The 18,216-nt window shown below is 67.4% G+C and carries 14 protein-coding genes; 6 read left to right on the top strand and 8 right to left on the bottom strand.

The genetic code is table 11. The features are described from left to right. Positions 1-252: 252 nt before the first annotated feature. The 3 genes from MKD38_RS07025 to purN are packed head-to-tail and all read right to left on the bottom strand — an operon-like array spanning position 253 to position 3,777. Entirely contained in the window at positions 253-1,650 is a 1,398-nt protein-coding gene (locus MKD38_RS07025) for a mechanosensitive ion channel family protein (protein WP_252675401.1), read from the bottom strand. A 58-nt stretch (positions 1,651-1,708) separates the two neighbouring features. Then, entirely contained in the window at positions 1,709-3,112 is a 1,404-nt protein-coding gene (locus MKD38_RS07020; RefSeq protein ID WP_252675400.1) for an RsmB/NOP family class I SAM-dependent RNA methyltransferase, read from the bottom strand. Further along, entirely contained in the window at positions 3,109-3,777 is a 669-nt protein-coding gene (gene purN / locus MKD38_RS07015; RefSeq protein ID WP_252675399.1) for a phosphoribosylglycinamide formyltransferase, read from the bottom strand. Before purN ends, MKD38_RS07020 begins: the two co-directional genes overlap by 4 nt. A gap of 253 nt (positions 3,778-4,030) precedes the next feature. Between purN and MKD38_RS07010 the strand changes: the two genes are divergently transcribed. Beyond that, the gene (locus MKD38_RS07010) at positions 4,031-4,690 is read left to right on the top strand and encodes a response regulator (RefSeq protein ID WP_012353747.1); all 660 of its coding nucleotides are present in this window, start codon (positions 4,031-4,033) and stop codon (positions 4,688-4,690) included. 42 nt (positions 4,691-4,732) lie between these two features. Here the strand turns inward: MKD38_RS07010 and MKD38_RS07005 are convergent, their stop codons facing one another. Next, complete coding sequence (locus MKD38_RS07005) at positions 4,733-6,538, bottom strand: hybrid sensor histidine kinase/response regulator (RefSeq protein ID WP_501985972.1); 1,806 nt, start codon at positions 6,536-6,538, stop codon at positions 4,733-4,735. 244 nt (positions 6,539-6,782) lie between these two features. Between MKD38_RS07005 and MKD38_RS07000 the strand changes: the two genes are divergently transcribed. The 5 genes from MKD38_RS07000 to dut all read left to right on the top strand — a co-directional run bounded on the left by MKD38_RS07000 (position 6,783) and on the right by dut (position 13,113). Further along, positions 6,783-7,799 (top strand): bifunctional riboflavin kinase/FAD synthetase, encoded by a 1,017-nt coding sequence (locus MKD38_RS07000; protein ID WP_252675397.1) that lies wholly within the window; start codon positions 6,783-6,785, stop codon positions 7,797-7,799. Between the two features lie 119 nt (positions 7,800-7,918). Then, a complete protein-coding gene (ileS, locus tag MKD38_RS06995; RefSeq protein ID WP_252675396.1) occupies positions 7,919-10,810 on the top strand; it encodes an isoleucine--tRNA ligase in 2,892 nt (963 codons plus the stop codon). Beyond that, positions 10,810-11,334: a signal peptidase II gene (gene lspA, locus MKD38_RS06990; protein WP_252675395.1), complete on the top strand. Its 525-nt coding sequence runs from the start codon at positions 10,810-10,812 to the stop codon at positions 11,332-11,334. Before ileS ends, lspA begins: the two co-directional genes overlap by 1 nt. 47 nt (positions 11,335-11,381) lie before the next feature. Next, entirely contained in the window at positions 11,382-12,584 is a 1,203-nt protein-coding gene (gene coaBC, locus MKD38_RS06985; protein WP_116309636.1) for a bifunctional phosphopantothenoylcysteine decarboxylase/phosphopantothenate--cysteine ligase CoaBC, read from the top strand. 28 nt (positions 12,585-12,612) lie between these two features. Then, on the top strand, positions 12,613-13,113 hold the full coding sequence (gene dut, locus MKD38_RS06980; RefSeq protein WP_252675394.1) for a dUTP diphosphatase: 501 nt from the start codon (positions 12,613-12,615) through the stop codon (positions 13,111-13,113). 56 nt (positions 13,114-13,169) lie between these two features. Here the strand turns inward: dut and MKD38_RS06975 are convergent, their stop codons facing one another. The 4 genes from MKD38_RS06975 to clpS all read right to left on the bottom strand — a co-directional run bounded on the left by MKD38_RS06975 (position 13,170) and on the right by clpS (position 17,817). Beyond that, positions 13,170-14,018: a VOC family protein gene (locus MKD38_RS06975; protein ID WP_252675393.1), complete on the bottom strand. Its 849-nt coding sequence runs from the start codon at positions 14,016-14,018 to the stop codon at positions 13,170-13,172. A gap of 44 nt (positions 14,019-14,062) precedes the next feature. Further along, complete coding sequence (locus MKD38_RS06970; protein ID WP_252675392.1) at positions 14,063-15,070, bottom strand: tripartite tricarboxylate transporter substrate binding protein; 1,008 nt, start codon at positions 15,068-15,070, stop codon at positions 14,063-14,065. Between the two features lie 129 nt (positions 15,071-15,199). Further along, the gene (clpA, locus tag MKD38_RS06965) at positions 15,200-17,494 is read right to left on the bottom strand and encodes an ATP-dependent Clp protease ATP-binding subunit ClpA (RefSeq protein ID WP_018007976.1); all 2,295 of its coding nucleotides are present in this window, start codon (positions 17,492-17,494) and stop codon (positions 15,200-15,202) included. Then, positions 17,491-17,817 carry an ATP-dependent Clp protease adapter ClpS gene (clpS, locus tag MKD38_RS06960; RefSeq protein WP_010814998.1) on the bottom strand — a complete coding sequence of 109 codons (327 nt, stop codon included), beginning with the start codon at positions 17,815-17,817 and terminating at the stop codon, positions 17,491-17,493. The genes clpA and clpS overlap by 4 nt, the downstream gene beginning before the upstream one ends. Positions 17,818-18,216 lie beyond the last annotated feature (399 nt).

Below are 18,216 nucleotides of genomic sequence, written 5' to 3'. Positions count from 1 at the left end.
GGGCTCCCCCAGGGCAGGCACGTCAGGCGCCGGCCGTGGCTAGCGGCTCCTATGCGAGCCAGGTACGAGCCGCTGCAATCTGGCGGCTGTCTGATGTGGGAGCGGGATGTCTCAACCCGCGACAAACCGGCATTCTACCGGATCGCCGCGGGCGCGAGCATACGCTATTTCCCGGATTTGGACGGGGAGCAACGGTTTTCGTTCCACGGGTGGCGCATCCGTCGCCCCCCTGCCCTGCCGTTGCGCGGACGCTCAGGAGGCGTTTGCGGCCTCTGGCAATGTAGTCGCCTTTGGCCCCCCGGGACCCGCAGGCAGCGTCTCATGCATCACACGCAGTTCGCGCTGCGGGTACGGAATGGAGATGCCGTGCTCGCGCAGCGTACGCCAGATGGCGCGGTTCATCGCCGATTGCACCCCGAGCTTGCCGTTTTGCGGATCGGCCACGAAGACCGCGACTTCATATTCGATGCCGCTGTCGGCGAACAGCACCAGGAAAGCCGCGGGCTCGGGGTCGGGCAGCACGCGCGGCAGTGCGCGCACGCATTCGGTCAGCAGCGCGATCACGGTCTCGGGATCGGCGCTGTAGTCGGCCTGCACGCGTGTCGCCACGCGCACGTTGGTATTCGAGAACGAATGGTTTTGCACCGACTGTGCCACCAGCTGCTCGTTCGGCACCAGCGTCTCGCCGTCGCCGTTGCGTACCACGGTGTAGCGAGTGCGGATCTGCGACACGATGCCGGTGTACTTGTCCACCGTGATCTGGTCGCCAAGCTTGACCGAGCGGTCCAGCAGGATGATGAAGCCCGAGATGTAATTGCTGGCGATCTTCTGCAAACCCAGCCCCAGGCCCACGCCCAGCGCGCCGCCGAAGACCGACAGGACGGTCAGGTCGATGCCCACCAGCGACAGGCTCAGCAGCAGCGACACCAGCAGCAGCAGGGCCTTGGAAATCCGCGTCAGCACCACCTTCAGGTTGCCGTCGAGGTTGGCCGACCGCATCAGCCGCTCTTCCAGCCACGAGCCAAACCACAGCGCCACCAGCACTGTCAGCAGGATCCAGACCACCGCCATCAGGGTCTCGGCCACGCTGATCTTCTGCTTGCCGCCGATCGAGAAGCGCACGCTCTCCATCCAGCCAACCACGTCGCCGAGCACGCCCAGCACGTACAGCGCCATGCCCACCCAGACCAGCGTGGTCAGCACCTTTTCCACCAGCAGCAGCATGCCGTGCAGCTGGCCGCTGCCGGACATCACTCGGCGCAGCACGTAGAAGGTGAAATTCAACGCGGTAATGCCGAACAGCGGCACCAGCGCCAGCCGCAGCACGCTGACCGGGATCAGCGACGCCAGCGCGAAGCGGGCCATCAGCACCAGCGCCCAGCCCGCCAGCGGGAACATGGCGCGCTCGAGGCTGGCCGCGGCGAAGCGCACCGAGAAGCTCGAGTCTTCGTAGCGCGCCTCCAGCCGGCGCACCACGAAGCGCGCCAGCGGCCACGCCACCAGCAGGCAGCCGGCGAGCACCAGCAACTGCCAGAAAAAGCCGGGGCCGCCGGCATCGCGGATCAGGTCGTCCAGCATCTTGCCGAACATCGAATGCGAGGCCTTCAGATCCTTCAGGCCGCCGAGGTCGGACAGGGTTTCACCGTTCATGGTGCAGATTCAGTGTGGGCCGCCCGCGCGCGGCGGGCGGCGCGGCCGGAAACCGCGATCAGCTGGTGCGCTCCAGCACCGCGGCAAAAAAGCCATCGGTCTGGTGCAGGTGCGGATACAAGGCGAACATGCCGTTGTCCGGCAGGCCCGGCACTTCGATCTTCTGCTCGGCCAGCACTTCGGCGGCCGGCACCAGGCGGAAGTTGGGATGCGCGGCGAGGAAGTCGCGCACGATCTGCTCGTTCTCGGCTTCGAGCACGCTGCAGGTCGCGTACACCACGCGGCCGCCGCCCTTCACCAGACGCGCCGCGGAGTCCAGGATCGCGCTTTGCTTGGCGGTCAGTTCCAGCACCGACTCAGGCGATTGCCGCCACTTCAGGTCGGGATTGCGTCGCAGCGTGCCCAGGCCGCTGCACGGTGCATCCACCAGCACACGGTCGGCCTTGCCGGCCAGGCGCTTGATCTTGGCGTCGCGTTCGGAGTCGATCAGCACCGGATGGACATTCGACAGGCCGCTGCGCGCCAGCCGCGGCTTCAGGTTGGCCAGGCGTTTTTCCGAGACGTCGAAGGCGTAGAGCCGGCCGGTCGAGCGCATCGCCGCGCCCAGCGCCAGGGTCTTGCCGCCCGCGCCGGCGCAGAAGTCGACCACCATCTCGCCGCGCCGCGGCGCCACCAGGCTGCACAGCAGCTGGCTGCCTTCGTCCTGCACCTCGACCAGGCCGTTGACGAAGATCGGCAACTGGTTCAGCGCCGGCTTGCCGGTCATGCGGATGCCGGCCGGCGCAAGCGGCGTGGGCTCGGCGCCGAGGCCCGCGGCCTGCAGCTCGGCCAGCGCGGCCTCGCGGCTGGTCTTGCCCAGGTTGACGCGCAGGTCCAGCGGCGCCGGGCGCAGCCAGGCGTCGCCCAGGGCCGCGGCAAAGGCCTCGCCATGCTGGCGCACCAGTTCGTCGTACAGCCACTCGGGCAGGTTGGCGCGCACGCGCGGCGCCAGGCTTGAGCGCTCGATGGTGGTCAGGCGGTCCAGCCACTCGGCTTCATCGGGATACAGGAACGGCGACAGCGCATCGCGCCCCAGCGTCGCCGCCAGGCCGAGCAGCGCCAGCCGACGCGAGGCCGCGCCGGTGCCGCTCTCGGCAAACTGGGCAAACTCGACGCGCCGGCGCAGCACCGCGTAGATCGCTTCGGCAATGATGCCGCGCTCGCGGTGGCCGAGCTTGGCGTTTTCGCGGAAGTAGTAGCTGACCACCGCATCGGCGGGTCGAGCGAACAGCATGACCTTGCCCAGCAGGCGATCGATATGCTGGATGTGGGTGGCATGCAGGCCGCCATGCGTGCGCGTCGGGGCGCCGTTGGCGCCGCTGGCGTTGGGCGACTTGCGGATCGGGCTGCTCTTGCCCTTGCTGCGCGCCGGGGCGCGGCCCTCGCCGCGCGGGGAACGGTTTCCTGCCTGGGTACGGCTCATGCCTGGACTCCTGCCGCCGGGGTCGCGGCGGAGATGGCCATCAGCAATTGCGGTTCGGCCGGGTTGATAACATTGACCACGCCATTCTGAAGCTGCAGCCGGTCCTCGACGAACCACTGCACGGCGCGGGGATAAATCATGTGCTCGCAGGCGAGCAGGCGCTCGGCCAGGGTCTCGGGCGTGTCCGCCGGCAGCACGTCGAGCGCGGCCTGGATCACGATCGGGCCATGGTCGAGCTCCGGGGTCACGAAATGCACGGTCGCGCCATGCAGCTTGACACCGGCATCCAGTGCCTGCTGGTGGGTATTCAGGCCGGGGAAGCACGGCAGCAGTGACGGATGGATATTCAGCAACCGGCCCGCGTAGCGGTCGACAAAGCCGGGCGTGAGTATACGCATGAAACCCGCCAGCACCACCAGGTCGGGGGCATGGGCGTCGATGGCCTCGGCCAGCGCCGCGTCGAAGGCGGCGCGGTCTGGGTACTGGCGATGGTCGACCACGCCGCTTTCAATGCCTTGCTGGCGCGCAAACTGCAGGCCCGCGGCGTCCGGCCGGTTCGACAGCACCGCCGCCACGCGGGCGGGCCAGCCGCCGTCCGCGCAGCCACGGACGATGGCTTCCATATTGGAGCCTCGCCCGGAAATCAAGATGACAATTTTTTTCATCGCGCAATTCTACCAAGGCAAGGCGCTAAACTCCGGTAAAGCCAAACCAGTACGTGCTTAATTCACGAGATCCGGACAGGCGCCGATTAATTGGCCTGTGGTAGCGAAGCCGTATAACCCGATTGATGGATTGTGACGCTTCGCCCCCTCTGCTAGAGTGGGCCCTACGTCCACGCGCCATTCCTGTGCACGACACAGGTTCTCCGGAGAGGTGACAACAAGGACGAAACGGGATATTTGAACGGGAATTCGCATGTCGAACGCTGCACCGACGTTGTTGGTGGTCGATGATCATCCTATGGCCTTGTCAGGGACCACCGCTTTCCTGGCCGAAGTCATGCCGGATGTGGCAGTCCATGCCGCCGGCAGTGCCCGCGAGGCCCTGGCCAGCCTGCAGCAAGGCTTGCGCCCCGATATCGTGCTGCTCGATATCTGGCTGAATGACGGTACCGGCTTCGATGCCATGCAGACCTTCAAGACCGTCATCCCGGGCGCGCGCTTTATCTTTATGTCGGCCGAGGCCACCCCGGAAATCGTCGGCCGCGCCCGTGCACTGTCGGCGTGCGGCTTCGTCGGCAAGCACCTCGATGCCAACGCCTTTACTGCCGCGGTGCGCAAGGTGCTGGCCGGGGACACCGCCTTCCCCACCGACGAAGCACTCAACGGGCGCGCGCAATCGTTCGGCCCGGCCCACGGCATTCCGGTCACACCCGCGGAACTGGGCCTGACCCCGCGCCAGGGTTCAGTGCTGGCGCTGGTGCTGGAAGGCCTGCCCAACAAGGTGATCGCGCGGCGGCTGGGGCTGACCGAGAACACCGTCAAGGAACACGTATCCGCCATCCTGCAGCGCCTGGGCGTGCGCACCCGCATGCAGGTGATGTCGCGCATGGAACGGTTCCGGCTGCGCCAGTAAGGCGCGCCACCGCTCTGGCTGCCTGCCCGCGTCAGCTTCGCCCTAGGCTACTCGCAGCCAGCGCCGCAGCAGCATCCGCAGCGAGGCCGGGTCCACCGGCTTGGGCAGCACGAAATAACCCGCCTCTTCCGCCGCCGCCAGCGCGGCCGACTTCAGGTCTCCGGTCAGCAATGCGCTGCGCGCCTGCGGCTGCGTGTTCTGCCAGCGCTCGAGCAGGTCCAGGCCGTTCTCGCTGCCGGGCAGGCGCAGGTCGCAGAAAATGATGTCCGGGCGCAGGCCCTGGGCGAACAGCTTGTCGGCCTCGGCGCCGTGCGCGGCGCAGGCCACGCGGATGCCCCACGCCTCCATCAGCGCGATCCAGGCCTTGCGGATCTGGCTGTCGTCGTCGACCACCAGCACCGTACCCTGCAGGCGATCGGGCTTGGCCTCCTCGGCCTGCGCCATGGCGCGCATCTCGCGCACGCTGGCCACGGTCTCGGCCGGCACCGGCGCCAGCGCGAACCAGAACACCGAGCCCTTGCCCGGCACCGAACGCACGCCATAGGTGCCGCGCATCAGCCGCACGCATTCCTTGAAGATCGCCAGCCCCAGGCCCAGGCCCTGGGACGGGTCGCGCTGCGGGTTGTGGACCTGGTAGTAGGGCGAGAAGATGTCCGGCAGATGCTCGGGCGTGACGCCGGCGCCGGTGTCCCACACCTCCAGCCGCACGTTTTTGCGGCGCTGGCGCGCGGTCACCAGCACCCCGCCGCGCTGGGTATAGCGCAGCGCGTTCTGCACCAGGTTGAACAAGGCCCGGCGCAGCAGCACCGGCTCGGCCATCGCGTACAGCTCATCTGGCACGCGCGGGGTCAGGGTCAGCCCGCTTTCGCGCGCGTCGGCGGCAAACTGGCTCATCACGTCGCGGATCAGCGCGCCCAGCTCGCAGGGCTCCAGCGTGGGCAGGACCTTGCGCCCTTCCAGCTTGGACAGGTCCAGCAGCGAGCGGAACAACAGGTCAATGGTCTGGGTGCCCGCCGCCACCTGCTCCACCAGCGGATGCAGCGCGCTCGACTGGTTGCGCGCGCGCAGCGCCTCGACCAGCATCACCAGCGCATGCACCGGCTGGCGCAGGTCATGGCTGGCCGCGGCAAGGAAGCGCGACTTCTCTTCGCTCGCATGCAGCGCCCGCTCCTTCTCGTCCTGGAACTGCTTGGCCAGGCGCCGGCTGTCGCCCTCCAGCTGGATCGCGCGTACCAGCGTCGCCTGCAGGTTGAAGGCGTGGCGCGAGAGCATCAACGCGTAGATTGCCAGCAGCCCCTGCACATAGACACCGTGGCCGGGGAAGGCGAATTCCGCCATCAGCAGGTTCGGCACCAGGATCGGCACGCCGGCGTAGACCAGGTTCGACGGCACCGGCGCCTGCGACACCGCGCCGCCGGCAAGGACGCCGAGCGTCAGCAGGTACAGCACGCTGGAGAACACCGGCGAGGCTGTATATAAATGCAGCAGCGCCGAGCTGCCCCAGGTCACGCCGGTCAGGAAAGCGACCGCGCGCATATTGTTCCACCACTTGTGCGTGTGCGCGGAACGGCTCATCAGGGCGTGGTCGCGCTGGTAGCCGATGTAGAACCACAGCCCGCCGGTCGTGAGCAGCAGCATCACCGCGCACCAGCCCAGCAGTGCGGCGCGGCTGACGTCGTTCCAGAAGCCCAGAGTGGTCAGCGCGGGCAGCAGCACCGAGGCGACGATTGCTGTCGGCGCATTCTTGTGCACGATCGCCATCAGCTTGGCGCGCGTCTCGACGTCGAGCCGCGCGCTCGGCTGAGGCAGGCCGGCGGCCAGGAGCCGGGAAAAGAACCGATAGGTCAGCGCTTTCAACTGGGAATCGGGGATGGGCGAAGATCGGGCATACCGCGCTGGATGCCCGCAGCGATCCCGTAGTGAGCCAAAGTGGCGCCTATCATGCCGCCTTTTGCGGCATCGCGCCATGGCGGGAGGGCCGGTTGCGGCACAAAAGCCGCAGCGCGGCGACCGGCCGGGGGCGGCGGCAGCGGCAAGCCGATCCATTCGCCTTATAATGCTCGCTTTACCCGAATCGTTTCCCGCCGTCCCCGTGAAAGTCTTCCGCGGCCTGCCCAACGCCGAGAGCCGGGCGCCCTGCGCGCTCACCATCGGCAATTTCGACGGTGTGCATCGCGGCCACCAGTCGCTGCTCGCGCGTGCGCGGGCGGCGGCGGATGCGCGCGGCCTGCCGCTGTGCGTGATGACCTTCGAGCCGCATCCGCGCGAATTCTTCACGCCGGACAAGGCCCCGACCCGGATCGCGCTGCTGCGCGACAAGCTGGAAAGCCTGCGCCGCAACGGCGTGGACCGGGTGGTGGTGGAACACTTCAACGCCCACTTTGCCGGCCAGTCGCCGCAGGAATTCGTCGAGAACGTGCTCTGGCATGGCCTGCATACGCGCTGGCTGCTGGTCGGCGACGATTTCCGCTTCGGCGCCAAGCGCGCCGGCGACTTTGCCTACCTGCAGGAGGCCGGGCGCCGCTACGGCTTCGATGTCGAGCAGATGGGCTCGGTGTCCGAGGGCGGCATCCGCATCTCCAGTTCCGCGGTGCGCCAGGCGCTGGCCGATGGCGACCTGGAGCACGCGCGGCGCCTGCTCGGCCACGGCTACGCCATCAGCGGCCACGTGATCCACGGCCGCAAGCTGGGCCGCGACCTGGGCTTCCCGACGCTGAACCTGCGCATTTCGCACAAGCGGCCCGCGGTCAGCGGCATCTTCGTGGTGCAGGTGCACGGCATCGCCGACCATCCGCTGCCGGGCGTGGCCAGCATCGGCGTGCGCCCCACCATCGAGGACGCCGGCCGGGTGCTGCTGGAAGTCCACCTGTTCGATTTCAATGAAAGCCTGTACGGCAAGCTGGTGCGGGTCGAATTCATGAAGAAGCTGCGCGACGAGGCGCGCTTCGACTCCCTGGACGAACTCACTGCCGCGATCGCCAAGGACAGCGCCGATGCGCGCGCCTTCTTCGGCCTGACGGCGCCGGGCGCCGCGGCGGTGGCTGCGGTGGCGGCGGAGGGCAGCGGCGGCCGCGATTTCGCCACCTCGGCCACCGACCGAATTAGGTAGCGGCCGGCGCCCCGCATCCCGCTGCGCGGGCCCGGTTCGCACGCCGCCTGCCCCAGTCTTCACGCGCGCCCGCCGGCCACTGCCGGCCGCGCGCCAACCGAATTGCCCTGAGAATCGAAATGTCTGACGACAAACGCGCCAAGCCCGAGAAGAACAAGTATCCCGTCAACCTGCTCGACACGCCCTTCCCGATGCGTGGCGACCTGCCCAAGCGCGAGCCGCAATGGGTCAAGCAGTGGCAGGACAAGCAGCTCTACAAGAAGATCCGCGCGGCACGCAAGGGCGCGAAGAAGTTCGTGCTGCACGACGGCCCCCCCTATGCCAACGGCGATATCCATATCGGCCACGCCGTCAACAAGGTGCTCAAGGACATGATCATCAAGGCGCGCGGCCTGACCGGGCTCGACGCCGTCTACGTGCCGGGCTGGGACTGCCACGGCATGCCGATCGAGATCCAGATCGAGAAGAAGTTCGGCAAGGGCCTGCCGGTGCAGGAAGTCCAGGCCAAGGCGCGCGCGTACGCCACCGAGCAGATCAAGCGCCAGATGGTGGACTTCGAGCGCCTGGGCGTGCTGGGCGACTGGGACCACCCCTACCTGACCATGAACTACAGCAACGAGGCCGACGAACTGCGCGCGCTCGGCAAGATCATGGAAAAGGGCTATGTGTTCCGCGGCCTGAAGCCGGTGAACTGGTGCTTCGACTGCGGCTCGGCGCTGGCCGAGGCCGAAGTCGAATACAAGGACAAGGTCGACCTGTCGATCGACGTGGGCTTCCCGTTCGCCGAGACCGACAAGCTGGCGCACGCGTTCAAGGTGCCGGTCGAGCAGATCGACGCCAGGCCGGGCTGGATCGTGATCTGGACCACCACGCCGTGGACCATCCCGAGCAACCAGGCCCTGAACGTGCACCCGGAGGTCGAATACGCGCTGGTCGACACCCCGCGCGGCCACCTGATCCTGGCCACCGAGCGCGTCGAGGAGCAACTGAAGGTCTATGCCCTGGAAGGCAAGGTCGTCGCCACGGCCACCGGTGCCGCGCTGTCGGAAATCCGCTTCCATCACCCGCTGGCCAAGATGGACGCCGGCTATGACCGCCTGTCGCCCATCTACCTGGGCGACTACGTCACCACCGACACCGGCTCGGGCATCGTGCACTCGGCCCCTGCCTATGGCGTGGAAGACTTCCAGTCGTGCAAGGCGCACGGCATGCCGGATGCGGACATCATCAGCCCGGTGATGGGCAACGGCGTCTACGCCACCACGCTGCCGCTGTTCGGCGGCTTGTCGATCTGGGATGCCAACCCCAAGATCGTCGATGCGCTGCAGGAATCGGGCAACCTGTTCAACTCGCACAAGTACACCCACAGCTACATGCACTGCTGGCGCCACAAGACGCCGATCATCTACCGCGCCACCTCGCAGTGGTTCGCCGGCATGGACGTGGACCCGGCCGAGGAAAACGGCAAGCCCGTGCCGACGCTGCGCGAGACCGCGCTGGCAGGCATCGAGGCGACCGAGTTCTATCCGTCGTGGGGCAAGCAGCGCCTGCACAACATGATCGCCCACCGGCCGGACTGGACCCTGTCGCGCCAGCGCCAGTGGGGCGTGCCGATGGCGTTCTTCGTGCACAAGGAAACCGGCGCGCTGCATCCGCGCACGCCCGAACTGCTGGAACAGATCGCCAAACGCGTCGAGCAGCACGGCATCGAAGCGTGGCAGACGCTGGATCCGGCCGAACTGCTGGGCGATGAAGCCAGCCAGTACGAGAAGAACCGCGACACGCTCGACGTCTGGTTCGATTCCGGCACCACGCACTGGACCGTGATCCGCGGCTCGCACCGCGATGACCTGTACGATCCGGCCGCCGACGAGGCCGACGGCCGCCTGGCCGACCTGTACCTGGAAGGTTCGGACCAGCACCGCGGCTGGTTCCACTCGTCGCTGCTGACCGCCTCGATGCTGTATGGCAAGCCGCCCTACAAGGCGCTGCTGACGCACGGCTTCACCGTCGACGGCGAGGGCCGCAAGATGTCCAAGTCGATCGGCAATACCGTGTCGCCGCAGGACATCGCGAACAAGATGGGCGCCGAGATCATCCGCCTGTGGGTGGCCTCGACCGATTACTCCGGCGAGCTGTCGATCTCGGACGAGATCCTCAAGCGCGTGGTGGAAGGCTATCGCCGCATCCGCAATACGCTGCGTTTCCTGCTGTCCAACCTGTCCGACTACGACCACGGCAAGCACGCGCTGCCTGCGGCCGAATGGCTGGAGATCGACCGCTACGCCGTGGCGCTGACCGCGCAGCTGCAGAAGGAAGTGCTGTCGCACTACGAGGCTTACGAATTCCACCCGGTGGTGGCCAAGCTGCAGACCTTCTGCTCCGAGGACCTGGGCGGCTTCTACCTCGACGTGCTGAAGGACCGCCTCTACACCACCGCGCCGGATTCGAAGGCGCGCCGCGCGGCGCAGAACGCGCTGTATCACATTACCCAGGCGATGCTGCACTGGATGGCGCCGTTCCTGTCGTTCACCGCCGAGGAAGCATGGCAGGTGTTCGCCCATGGCACCGAGCACACCGACACCATCTTCACCAGCACCTATTACGCCGTGCCGGAAGTCGACGATGCCGACGACCTGCTGCAGAAATGGCATACGCTGCGCGAAGTGCGCGCCGAGGTCACCCGGCAACTGGAAGCGGTGCGCGTGGAAGGCGAGATCGGTTCGTCGCTGCAGGCCGAGCTGACCATCCAGGCTGGCGGTCCGGTGCTGGCGGCGCTGCAGAGCCTCGGTGACGACCTGCGCTTCGTGCTGCTGACCTCGTCGGCCAAGGTCGCGCCCGCGCCCGAGGCCGGCGACCTGCTGGTGACGGTGACCCCGTCGGCGCATGCCAAGTGCGAGCGCTGCTGGCACTACCGCGCCGACGTCGGCCACAACCCCGACCACCCCACCCTCTGCGGCCGCTGCGACAGCAACCTGTTCGGCGCCGGCGAACACAGGAGCCATGCCTGATGGCATCGACCACGTCCCGTTCGGCGCGCCCGGCGCGCCGCAACAAGGCTGCCACCACCACCCCGCTGCTGTGGATGGCCTTTGCGCTGCTGGTGGTGCTGCTCGACCAGTTCTTCAAGATCGTGATCGTGCGCAGCTTCAGCTACGGCGAGTCGCGCCCGGTGACCGGCTTCTTCAACCTGGTGCTGGTCTACAACAAGGGCGCGGCGTTCAGCTTCCTGGCTGACGCCGGCGGCTGGCAGCGCTGGTTCTTCACCGGCCTGGGCGTGGTGGTCGGCGCGTTCATCGTCTGGCTGCTGTACCGCCATACCGGCCAGCGGCTGTTCTGCTTCGCGGTGTCGCTGATCCTGGGCGGCGCGGTCGGCAACGTGATCGACCGCGTGGCCTACGGTCATGTGATCGATTTCCTGGACTTCTACGTGGGCAGGTATCACTGGCCGGCGTTCAATGTCGCGGACTGCGCGATCACGGTGGGCGCGGTGCTGCTGATCGTCGACGAGCTGCGGCGGGTGCGCAAGCACTGAGCGGCGCCGCTAACATTCCCCTTCCCTCCCCAGCCAGGTTCCCCACCATGGATTTGCGCGGCAAGCACATCGTTCTCGGCCTGACCGGCGGCATCGCCTGCTACAAGTCGGCCGAACTGGTCCGGCTCCTGACCAAGGCCGGCGCCACCGTGCAGGTGGCCATGACCGAGGCGGCGACGCATTTCATCACCCCGGTGACGATGCAGGCGCTGTCGGGCCGGCCGGTCTTCCTGTCGCAATGGGATGCGCGCATCGACAACAATATGGCGCATATCGACCTCTCGCGCGAGGCCGACGCCATTGTCATCGCCCCTGCATCCACCGACTTCATGGCGCGGCTGGCCAACGGCCTGTGCGACGACCTGCTGAGCACGCTATGCATCGCGCGCGACTGCCCGCTGCTGGTGGCGCCGGCGATGAACCGCCAGATGTGGGCCGCCCCCGCCACCCAGCGCAACGCCGCCCAACTGCGCGCCGACGGCGTGGTGATCCTGGGCCCGGGCAGCGGCGACCAGGCCTGCGGCGAAGTCGGCGACGGCCGCATGCTGGAGCCCGAGGAGCTGCTCGACGACATCATCGCCTTCTTCCAGCCCAAGCCGCTGCAAGGCAAGCGCATGCTGATCACCGCCGGCCCGACCTTCGAGGCGATCGACCCGGTGCGCGGCATCACCAACCTGTCGTCCGGCAAGATGGGCTTCTCGATCGCGCGCGCGGCGCGCGAGGCCGGCGCCGAAGTGCTGCTGGTGGCCGGCCCCACCGGCCTGCCCACCCCGCGCGGCGTGATGCGCACCGACGTGCGCAGCGCGCAGCAGATGCATGACGCGGTGATGGCGCAGTTGCCCGGTGTCGATGTCTTTGTCGCGGTGGCCGCGGTGGCGGACTGGCGCCCGGCCGAGGTCGCGCAGCAGAAGCTGAAGAAAGCCAACGATACCGATACGCCGACGCTGCAGTTCGTGCAGAACCCCGACATCCTGGCCGCGGTCGCGGCCCGCGCCGACGCGCCCTACTGCGTCGGCTTTGCCGCCGAAAGCGAGAACCTGGAGCAGTACGGCGAGCAGAAGCGCCAGCGCAAGGGCGTGCCGCTGCTGGTGGGCAATATCGGCCACCACACCTTCGGCCTGGACGACAACGAGATCGTGCTGTTCGACGCCGCCGGCATGACGCGGCTGCCACGCGCCGACAAGCTGTCGCTGGCACGGCAGCTGGTCGCGGCCATCGGCCAGCGCCTGCCTGGTCGCGCGCGGCCCTGACTTTTGCAACGCATTCCCGAGATTGTCTATGACCCAGCCTTTGAACCCGACCGTAGAAATCAAGGTGCTCGACGCGCGCCTGAACGAATGGGGCCTGCCCGCCTACCAGAGCGAGATGGCCGCCGCCATCGACCTGCACGCCTGCGTCGACGCGCCCGTGGCGATCGCGCCGGGCACGCCCGCGCAGCTGGTGCCGGCCGGCATCGCCGTGCACATGGGCAACCCGTACATGGCCGCGACCATCGTGCCGCGCTCGGGCCTCGGCCACAAGAAAGGGCTGGTGCTGGGGAATTCGATCGGCGTGATCGATGCCGACTACCAGGGCCAGATCATGGTCAGCGTGTGGAACCGCAACGCGCCGGGCACCGAGCCGATCGTGATCCAGCCGGGCGAGCGCATCGCGCAGATGATGTTCGTGCCGGTACTGCGGCCGGTGTTCTCGACGGTCGAGGAATTCAGCGAGGACAGCGAACGCGGCGCGGGCGGCTTTGGCTCGACCGGCGTGCATCACGCCAAGGCCAGCGCCTGACGAGTTGTCGGCCTCGGCATGAAGTACTGGCGCCCCGCGGGGCGCCAGTTTGCATTTCAGCCCTGCTGCTCGAACAGCAAGGCCACGCCGCTGGCGGCATCCGCCGGCACCAGGGTCTCGCGCGGACCCAGGTCGTGGGTCGGCACGCCCTGCTCGCGCCAGCCGGCGCGGGCCGCCGCAAGGTCGTTGGTGCGCAGGCGAATCGCCGCATAGCCCGGCCCGTCGCGCCGGACATGCGTGGTGCCGGTGGCTGACGCCAGCGCCTGCGGCGTACTGAGCACCAGCGTGGCGTTGTCGACCGCCAGGCTGCTGACATGTTCGCTCAGCTGCGTCAGTTCGCCGCCGGTCAGCTCGGCATAGGCGCGCGCGGCGGCATCCACCAGCGCCGGCGCCACCACCAGGAACATGGTCGCGATGCTGTGCGCGCCGTTGGCATGGCGCATCCATTCGGGCCGCCACAGCAGCTCGGGCGTGCGGTGCTCGCAGACGAAATAGCGCGCGCCCGGGGCCTCGTCGAGCGCGGTCACGCGAAACGTGGCCGGATGCTCGCTGCCATCGTCCAGCCGCACCGGACGCGAGAATTCGATCGGGTCCGAGGTATGCCAGCCGTCCGCGCGCAGCCGCGCCGCGGTGGCAAAGGCATCGGCGCTCTTGCACGACATCGCCGCACAGCCGCCGCCGCGCTGCTGGGCGTCCCAGTAATACTGACGGCTCGGACTGGGCGCGGTCACGTGCAGCAGCTCGAGGTAGTCGCGCTGCAGCATGATGCAGTGGTTCTGCGAGCCCAGTGTGTGATAGCCGCGCGGCGTCAGCGTGAAGCCGAGCCGCTGCCAGGCCTGCGCCCCGGCATCGAGGTCGGGACACACCACCACGGCGTGATCGAACATTTCTGCTTGCGTTGCCATCGGCATCCCCCCGGACGCTTGGCGCACGGCGGCGCCGGACTGGTTTATTCGAACTGGATATTGGCCTTGCGCGCCACCGCCTGCCATTTGTCATGCTCGCGGCGTACCAGCTGGCCCAGCTCGACCGGGCTGCCGCCGACGATTTCGAAGCCTTGCGCGCCGAGTGCATCGACCACGCGTGGCTGACGCAGCGACTCGACCAGCGCGCCGTGCAGGCGCGTCACCGTCGCCGCCGGCAGGTCGGCCGGACCGAACACGCCGATCCACGAATACGCCTCGAAGCCCTTGAGGCCCTGCTCGGCCACCGTGGGCACCTGCGGCAACTGGCGCAGCCGGCTGGTGCCGGTCACGCCCAGCACCTTGATCGTGCGCGCTGCCACGTGCGCCTGCACCGCGGCGTAGCTGCTGAAGAAGATGTCGACTTCATTGGACAGCACCGCCTGCACCGCCGGGCCGCCGCCCTTGTAGGGCACGTGCAGCATATGCACGCCAGCCTCGGTCGCCAGCGCCTCGGCCGCGAGCTGGTTCAGGCTGCCGATGCCCGACGACGCATAGCGCACGCCGTCATGCCTGGCCCTGGCCAGCGCCACCAGTTCCCGCACGTTCGACGCCGGCAGCGCCGGGTTGGCGGCGATCACCAGCGGGAAGCGCACCAGCTGCGAGATCGGCGAGAAATCGCGGAAGGTGTCGTAGGGCAGCTGCTTGTAGGCAAACGGGTTGATCGCATGCGTGTCGAACGCCATCAGCAGCGTATTGCCGTCGGCACGGGCGCGCGCCACGGTGTTCGAGGCGATCAGCCCGCCCGCGCCCGGCTTGTTGTCCACCACCACGGTCTGCCCCAGCGCCGCCTTCAGCCCGGGCTGCAGCTGGCGCGCGACGATGTCGACGCTGCCGCCCGGCGGGAACGGCAGCACCAGTGCGATCGGACGGTGGCTGGCGGCGCCATCGGCGGCGCTGGCGGCACTGGCATGAAGCATCGGGCCCGGCAAGGCGCCCAGCGGCAGGATCTTGAGCAGCAGGCGGCGGCGCCGCGTGCGGTCGGCAGAGGACATCGGGGCGTTCGGTTTCGAGGCGCTGGAGGCGTGGGGCGGCACGGAAAAAGAAACGGGGCGGCCAGTGTGGCCGCCCCGCTATTTTGCCCGATGATCGACCCCGTTGCTGGCAACGCGGCCGAATATCGCTCAGGCTTCTGCGCGCTGTTCCTCGGGCGCCTCGGGCGGTTCGGGCTCGATCTCGGAGAAATCGAGCTTGATCTGGTCCTGCTCGTCCAGATCCACCACCACCTTGCCGCCGGAGACCAGGCGGCCGAACAGCAGCTCGTCGGCCAGCGCCTTGCGGATCATGTCCTGGATCAGGCGCTGCATCGGCCGCGCCCCCATCAGCGGATCGAAGCCCTTGTGCGCCAGGAACTTGCGCAGCTTCTCGCTGAAGCTGGCTTCCACCTTCTTCTCGTGCAGCTGCTCTTCCAGCTGCATCAGGAACTTGTCGACCACGCGCAGGATGATTTCCTCATCGAGCGAGCGGAAGCTGATGGTGGCATCCAGCCGGTTGCGGAACTCCGGCGTGAACATGCGCTTGATGTCGGCCATCTCGTCGCCCTGCTCGCGCGAGCTGGTAAAGCCGATGGTGGCGCGGTTCATGGTCTCCGCCCCCGCGTTGGTGGTCATGATGATGATCACGTTGCGGAAGTCGGCGCGCCGGCCGTTGTTGTCGGTCAGCGAACCATGGTCCATCACCTGCAGCAGGATATTGAAGATATCCGGATGCGCTTTCTCGATTTCGTCCAGCAGCAGCACGCAGTGCGGCTTCTTGGTCACGGCCTCGGTCAGCAGGCCGCCCTGGTCGAAGCCAACGTATCCCGGCGGCGCGCCGATCAGGCGGCTCACCGCATGGCGTTCCATGTATTCGGACATGTCGAAGCGCAGCAGCTCGATGCCCATGATGAAGGCCAGCTGCTTGGCGACCTCGGTCTTGCCCACGCCGGTGGGGCCCGAGAACAGGAACGAGCCGATCGGCTTGTCGGTCTTGCCCAGGCCCGCGCGCGACATCTTGATCGCCGAGGCCAGCGCCTCGATCGCCGGATCCTGGCCGAACACCACCGACTTCAGGTCGCGTTCCAGCGTCTGCAGCTTGCTGCGGTCATCCTGGTTCACGCTCTGCGGCGGGATGCGCGCGATGCGCGAGACGATGTCCTCGATCTCGCCCTTGCCGATGGTCTTCTTCTGCTTGGACTTCGGCAGGATGCGCTGCGCCGCGCCGGCTTCGTCGATCACGTCGATGGCCTTGTCCGGCAAGTGGCGGTCGGTGATGAAGCGCGCCGACAGCTCGGCCGCGGCGGTCAGCGCCGACGACGCGTACTTGACGCCATGGTGTTCCTCGAAGCGCGACTTCAGCCCGCGCAGGATCTGCACGGTCTGGTCCACCGACGGCTCGACCACGTCGATCTTCTGGAAGCGCCGCGACAGCGCCGCGTCCTTCTCGAAGATGCCGCGGTATTCGGTGAAGGTGGTCGCGCCGATGCACTTGAGCTGGCCCGACGACAGCGCCGGCTTGAGCAGGTTGCTCGCGTCCAGCGTCCCGCCCGAGGCGGCGCCCGCGCCGATCAGCGTGTGGATCTCGTCGATGAACAGGATCGCGTTGGGATTGTCCTTGAGCGACTTGAGCACGCCCTTCAGGCGCTGCTCGAAATCGCCGCGGTACTTGGTGCCGGCCAGCAGCGCGCCCATGTCGAGCGAGTAGACGGTGGCCTTTTCCAGGATATCCGGCACCTCGTTCTTGGTGATGCGCCATGCCAGGCCTTCCGCAATCGCGGTCTTGCCGACGCCGGCCTCGCCCACCAGCAGCGGGTTGTTCTTGCGCCGGCGGCACAGCACCTGGACTACGCGCTCGACTTCGCTCTCGCGGCCGATGAGCGGATCGATCTTGCCGGCCTTGGCCAGCGCGTTCAGGTTCTGGGTGTATTGCTCGAGCGGGCTTTCCTTGCCGTCGCCGCCCTCGCCCTCGCCGGCCGCCTCGCCATGCTTGGCCGGCTCGGACTGGTCCTTGCGGATGCCGTGGCTGATGAAATTGACCACGTCCAGGCGCGTCACGCCCTGCTGCTGCAGGTAATAGACCGCGTGCGAATCCTTCTCGCCGAAAATCGCGACCAGCACGTTGGCGCCGGTGACTTCCTTCTTGCCGTTGGAAGTCGACTGGACATGCATGATGGCGCGCTGGATCACGCGCTGGAAACCCAGCGTGGGCTGGGTATCGACCTCGTCGGTCCCCGGTACCACCGGCGTGTTGTCCGCGATGAAGTTCTTAAGGCTGGTGCGCAGGTCCTCGATATTGGCCGCGCAGGCGCGCAAGACTTCAGCTGCCGTGGGATTGTCGAGCAATGCCAGCAGCAGGTGCTCCACGGTAATGAACTCGTGGCGTGCCTGCCTGGCTTCGACAAAAGCCATATGCAGGCTCACTTCCAATTCTTGCGCAATCATGCTTCCTCCATCACGCACTGCAGGGGGTGCCCCGCCTGCCGCGCGTGCGTTGACACCAGCTCGACCTTAGTCGCCGCGATATCCCTGGTGTAGATACCACAGACGCCCTTTCCTTCCCGGTGCACGGTCAGCATGATCTGCGTCGCCGTTTCCCGGTCCCTGCTGAAATACTGCTGCAGGATCATCACGACAAACTCCATCGGAGTGTAGTCGTCGTTCAGCAGCACCACCTTGAACATGGCAGGCGGTTTCAGCGCCTGCTCTTTGCGCTCCAGGATGGTGCCCGCTTCGCGTTGTGGGACATTCGCAAGCCGTGTAGCCATGGCTTTATTCTAACCCTTACTCGCAACTCTGCAATTTGGGGAAAAGGCGGTGGATTCAAGAGTCCGGCCACCGGTTTTCCGTGGTGAATGGGAGCGGATGGTTCCGCGGAAGGCCTTGCAAGGCACGTCGCCGCACCGTCTGAAAATCCGGGCCCGGCGGCCGCCGATTCATGGCAACGGTAACACCAGGCGCCGTCCTGTTCCTGCCACACCCTTCTGGCAGTGGGGAATCCGCCAGCTTGACAGTCTTCGGCTTTGCCAGAAAAATCGGCCGCACACCCACCGAAGGCAGCGAGCCAAAGCAACAGCCAAGGCGGGTGATCCGTGAGCAGGGAGGCCCACGGCCCGCGGCGGCGAGTCAGCAATCAGACTGGCCGTCTCGCGATAGCACCCGCCGCG

This window comes from Cupriavidus sp. WGlv3 (assembly GCF_023952475.1).
GTDB lineage: Bacteria > Pseudomonadota > Gammaproteobacteria > Burkholderiales > Burkholderiaceae > Cupriavidus > Cupriavidus phytorum.
This window is presented reverse-complemented; position numbering and strand designations above follow the sequence as displayed.

Coding starts and splice junctions, on each gene's coding strand:
- MKD38_RS07010 (WP_012353747.1), top strand. CDS start 4,031: ATGTCGAACGCTGCACCGACGTTGTTGGTGGTCGATGATCATCCTATG.
- ileS (WP_252675396.1), top strand. CDS start 7,919: ATGTCTGACGACAAACGCGCCAAGCCCGAGAAGAACAAGTATCCCGTC.
- MKD38_RS07020 (WP_252675400.1), bottom strand. CDS start 3,112: ATGAGCCGTACCCAGGCAGGAAACCGTTCCCCGCGCGGCGAGGGCCGC.
- MKD38_RS06975 (WP_252675393.1), bottom strand. CDS start 14,018: ATGGCAACGCAAGCAGAAATGTTCGATCACGCCGTGGTGGTGTGTCCC.
- coaBC (WP_116309636.1), top strand. CDS start 11,382: ATGGATTTGCGCGGCAAGCACATCGTTCTCGGCCTGACCGGCGGCATC.
- purN (WP_252675399.1), bottom strand. CDS start 3,777: ATGAAAAAAATTGTCATCTTGATTTCCGGGCGAGGCTCCAATATGGAA.
- MKD38_RS07025 (WP_252675401.1), bottom strand. CDS start 1,650: ATGAACGGTGAAACCCTGTCCGACCTCGGCGGCCTGAAGGATCTGAAG.
- clpA (WP_018007976.1), bottom strand. CDS start 17,494: ATGATTGCGCAAGAATTGGAAGTGAGCCTGCATATGGCTTTTGTCGAA.
- clpS (WP_010814998.1), bottom strand. CDS start 17,817: ATGGCTACACGGCTTGCGAATGTCCCACAACGCGAAGCGGGCACCATC.
- MKD38_RS06970 (WP_252675392.1), bottom strand. CDS start 15,070: ATGTCCTCTGCCGACCGCACGCGGCGCCGCCGCCTGCTGCTCAAGATC.
- dut (WP_252675394.1), top strand. CDS start 12,613: ATGACCCAGCCTTTGAACCCGACCGTAGAAATCAAGGTGCTCGACGCG.
- lspA (WP_252675395.1), top strand. CDS start 10,810: ATGGCATCGACCACGTCCCGTTCGGCGCGCCCGGCGCGCCGCAACAAG.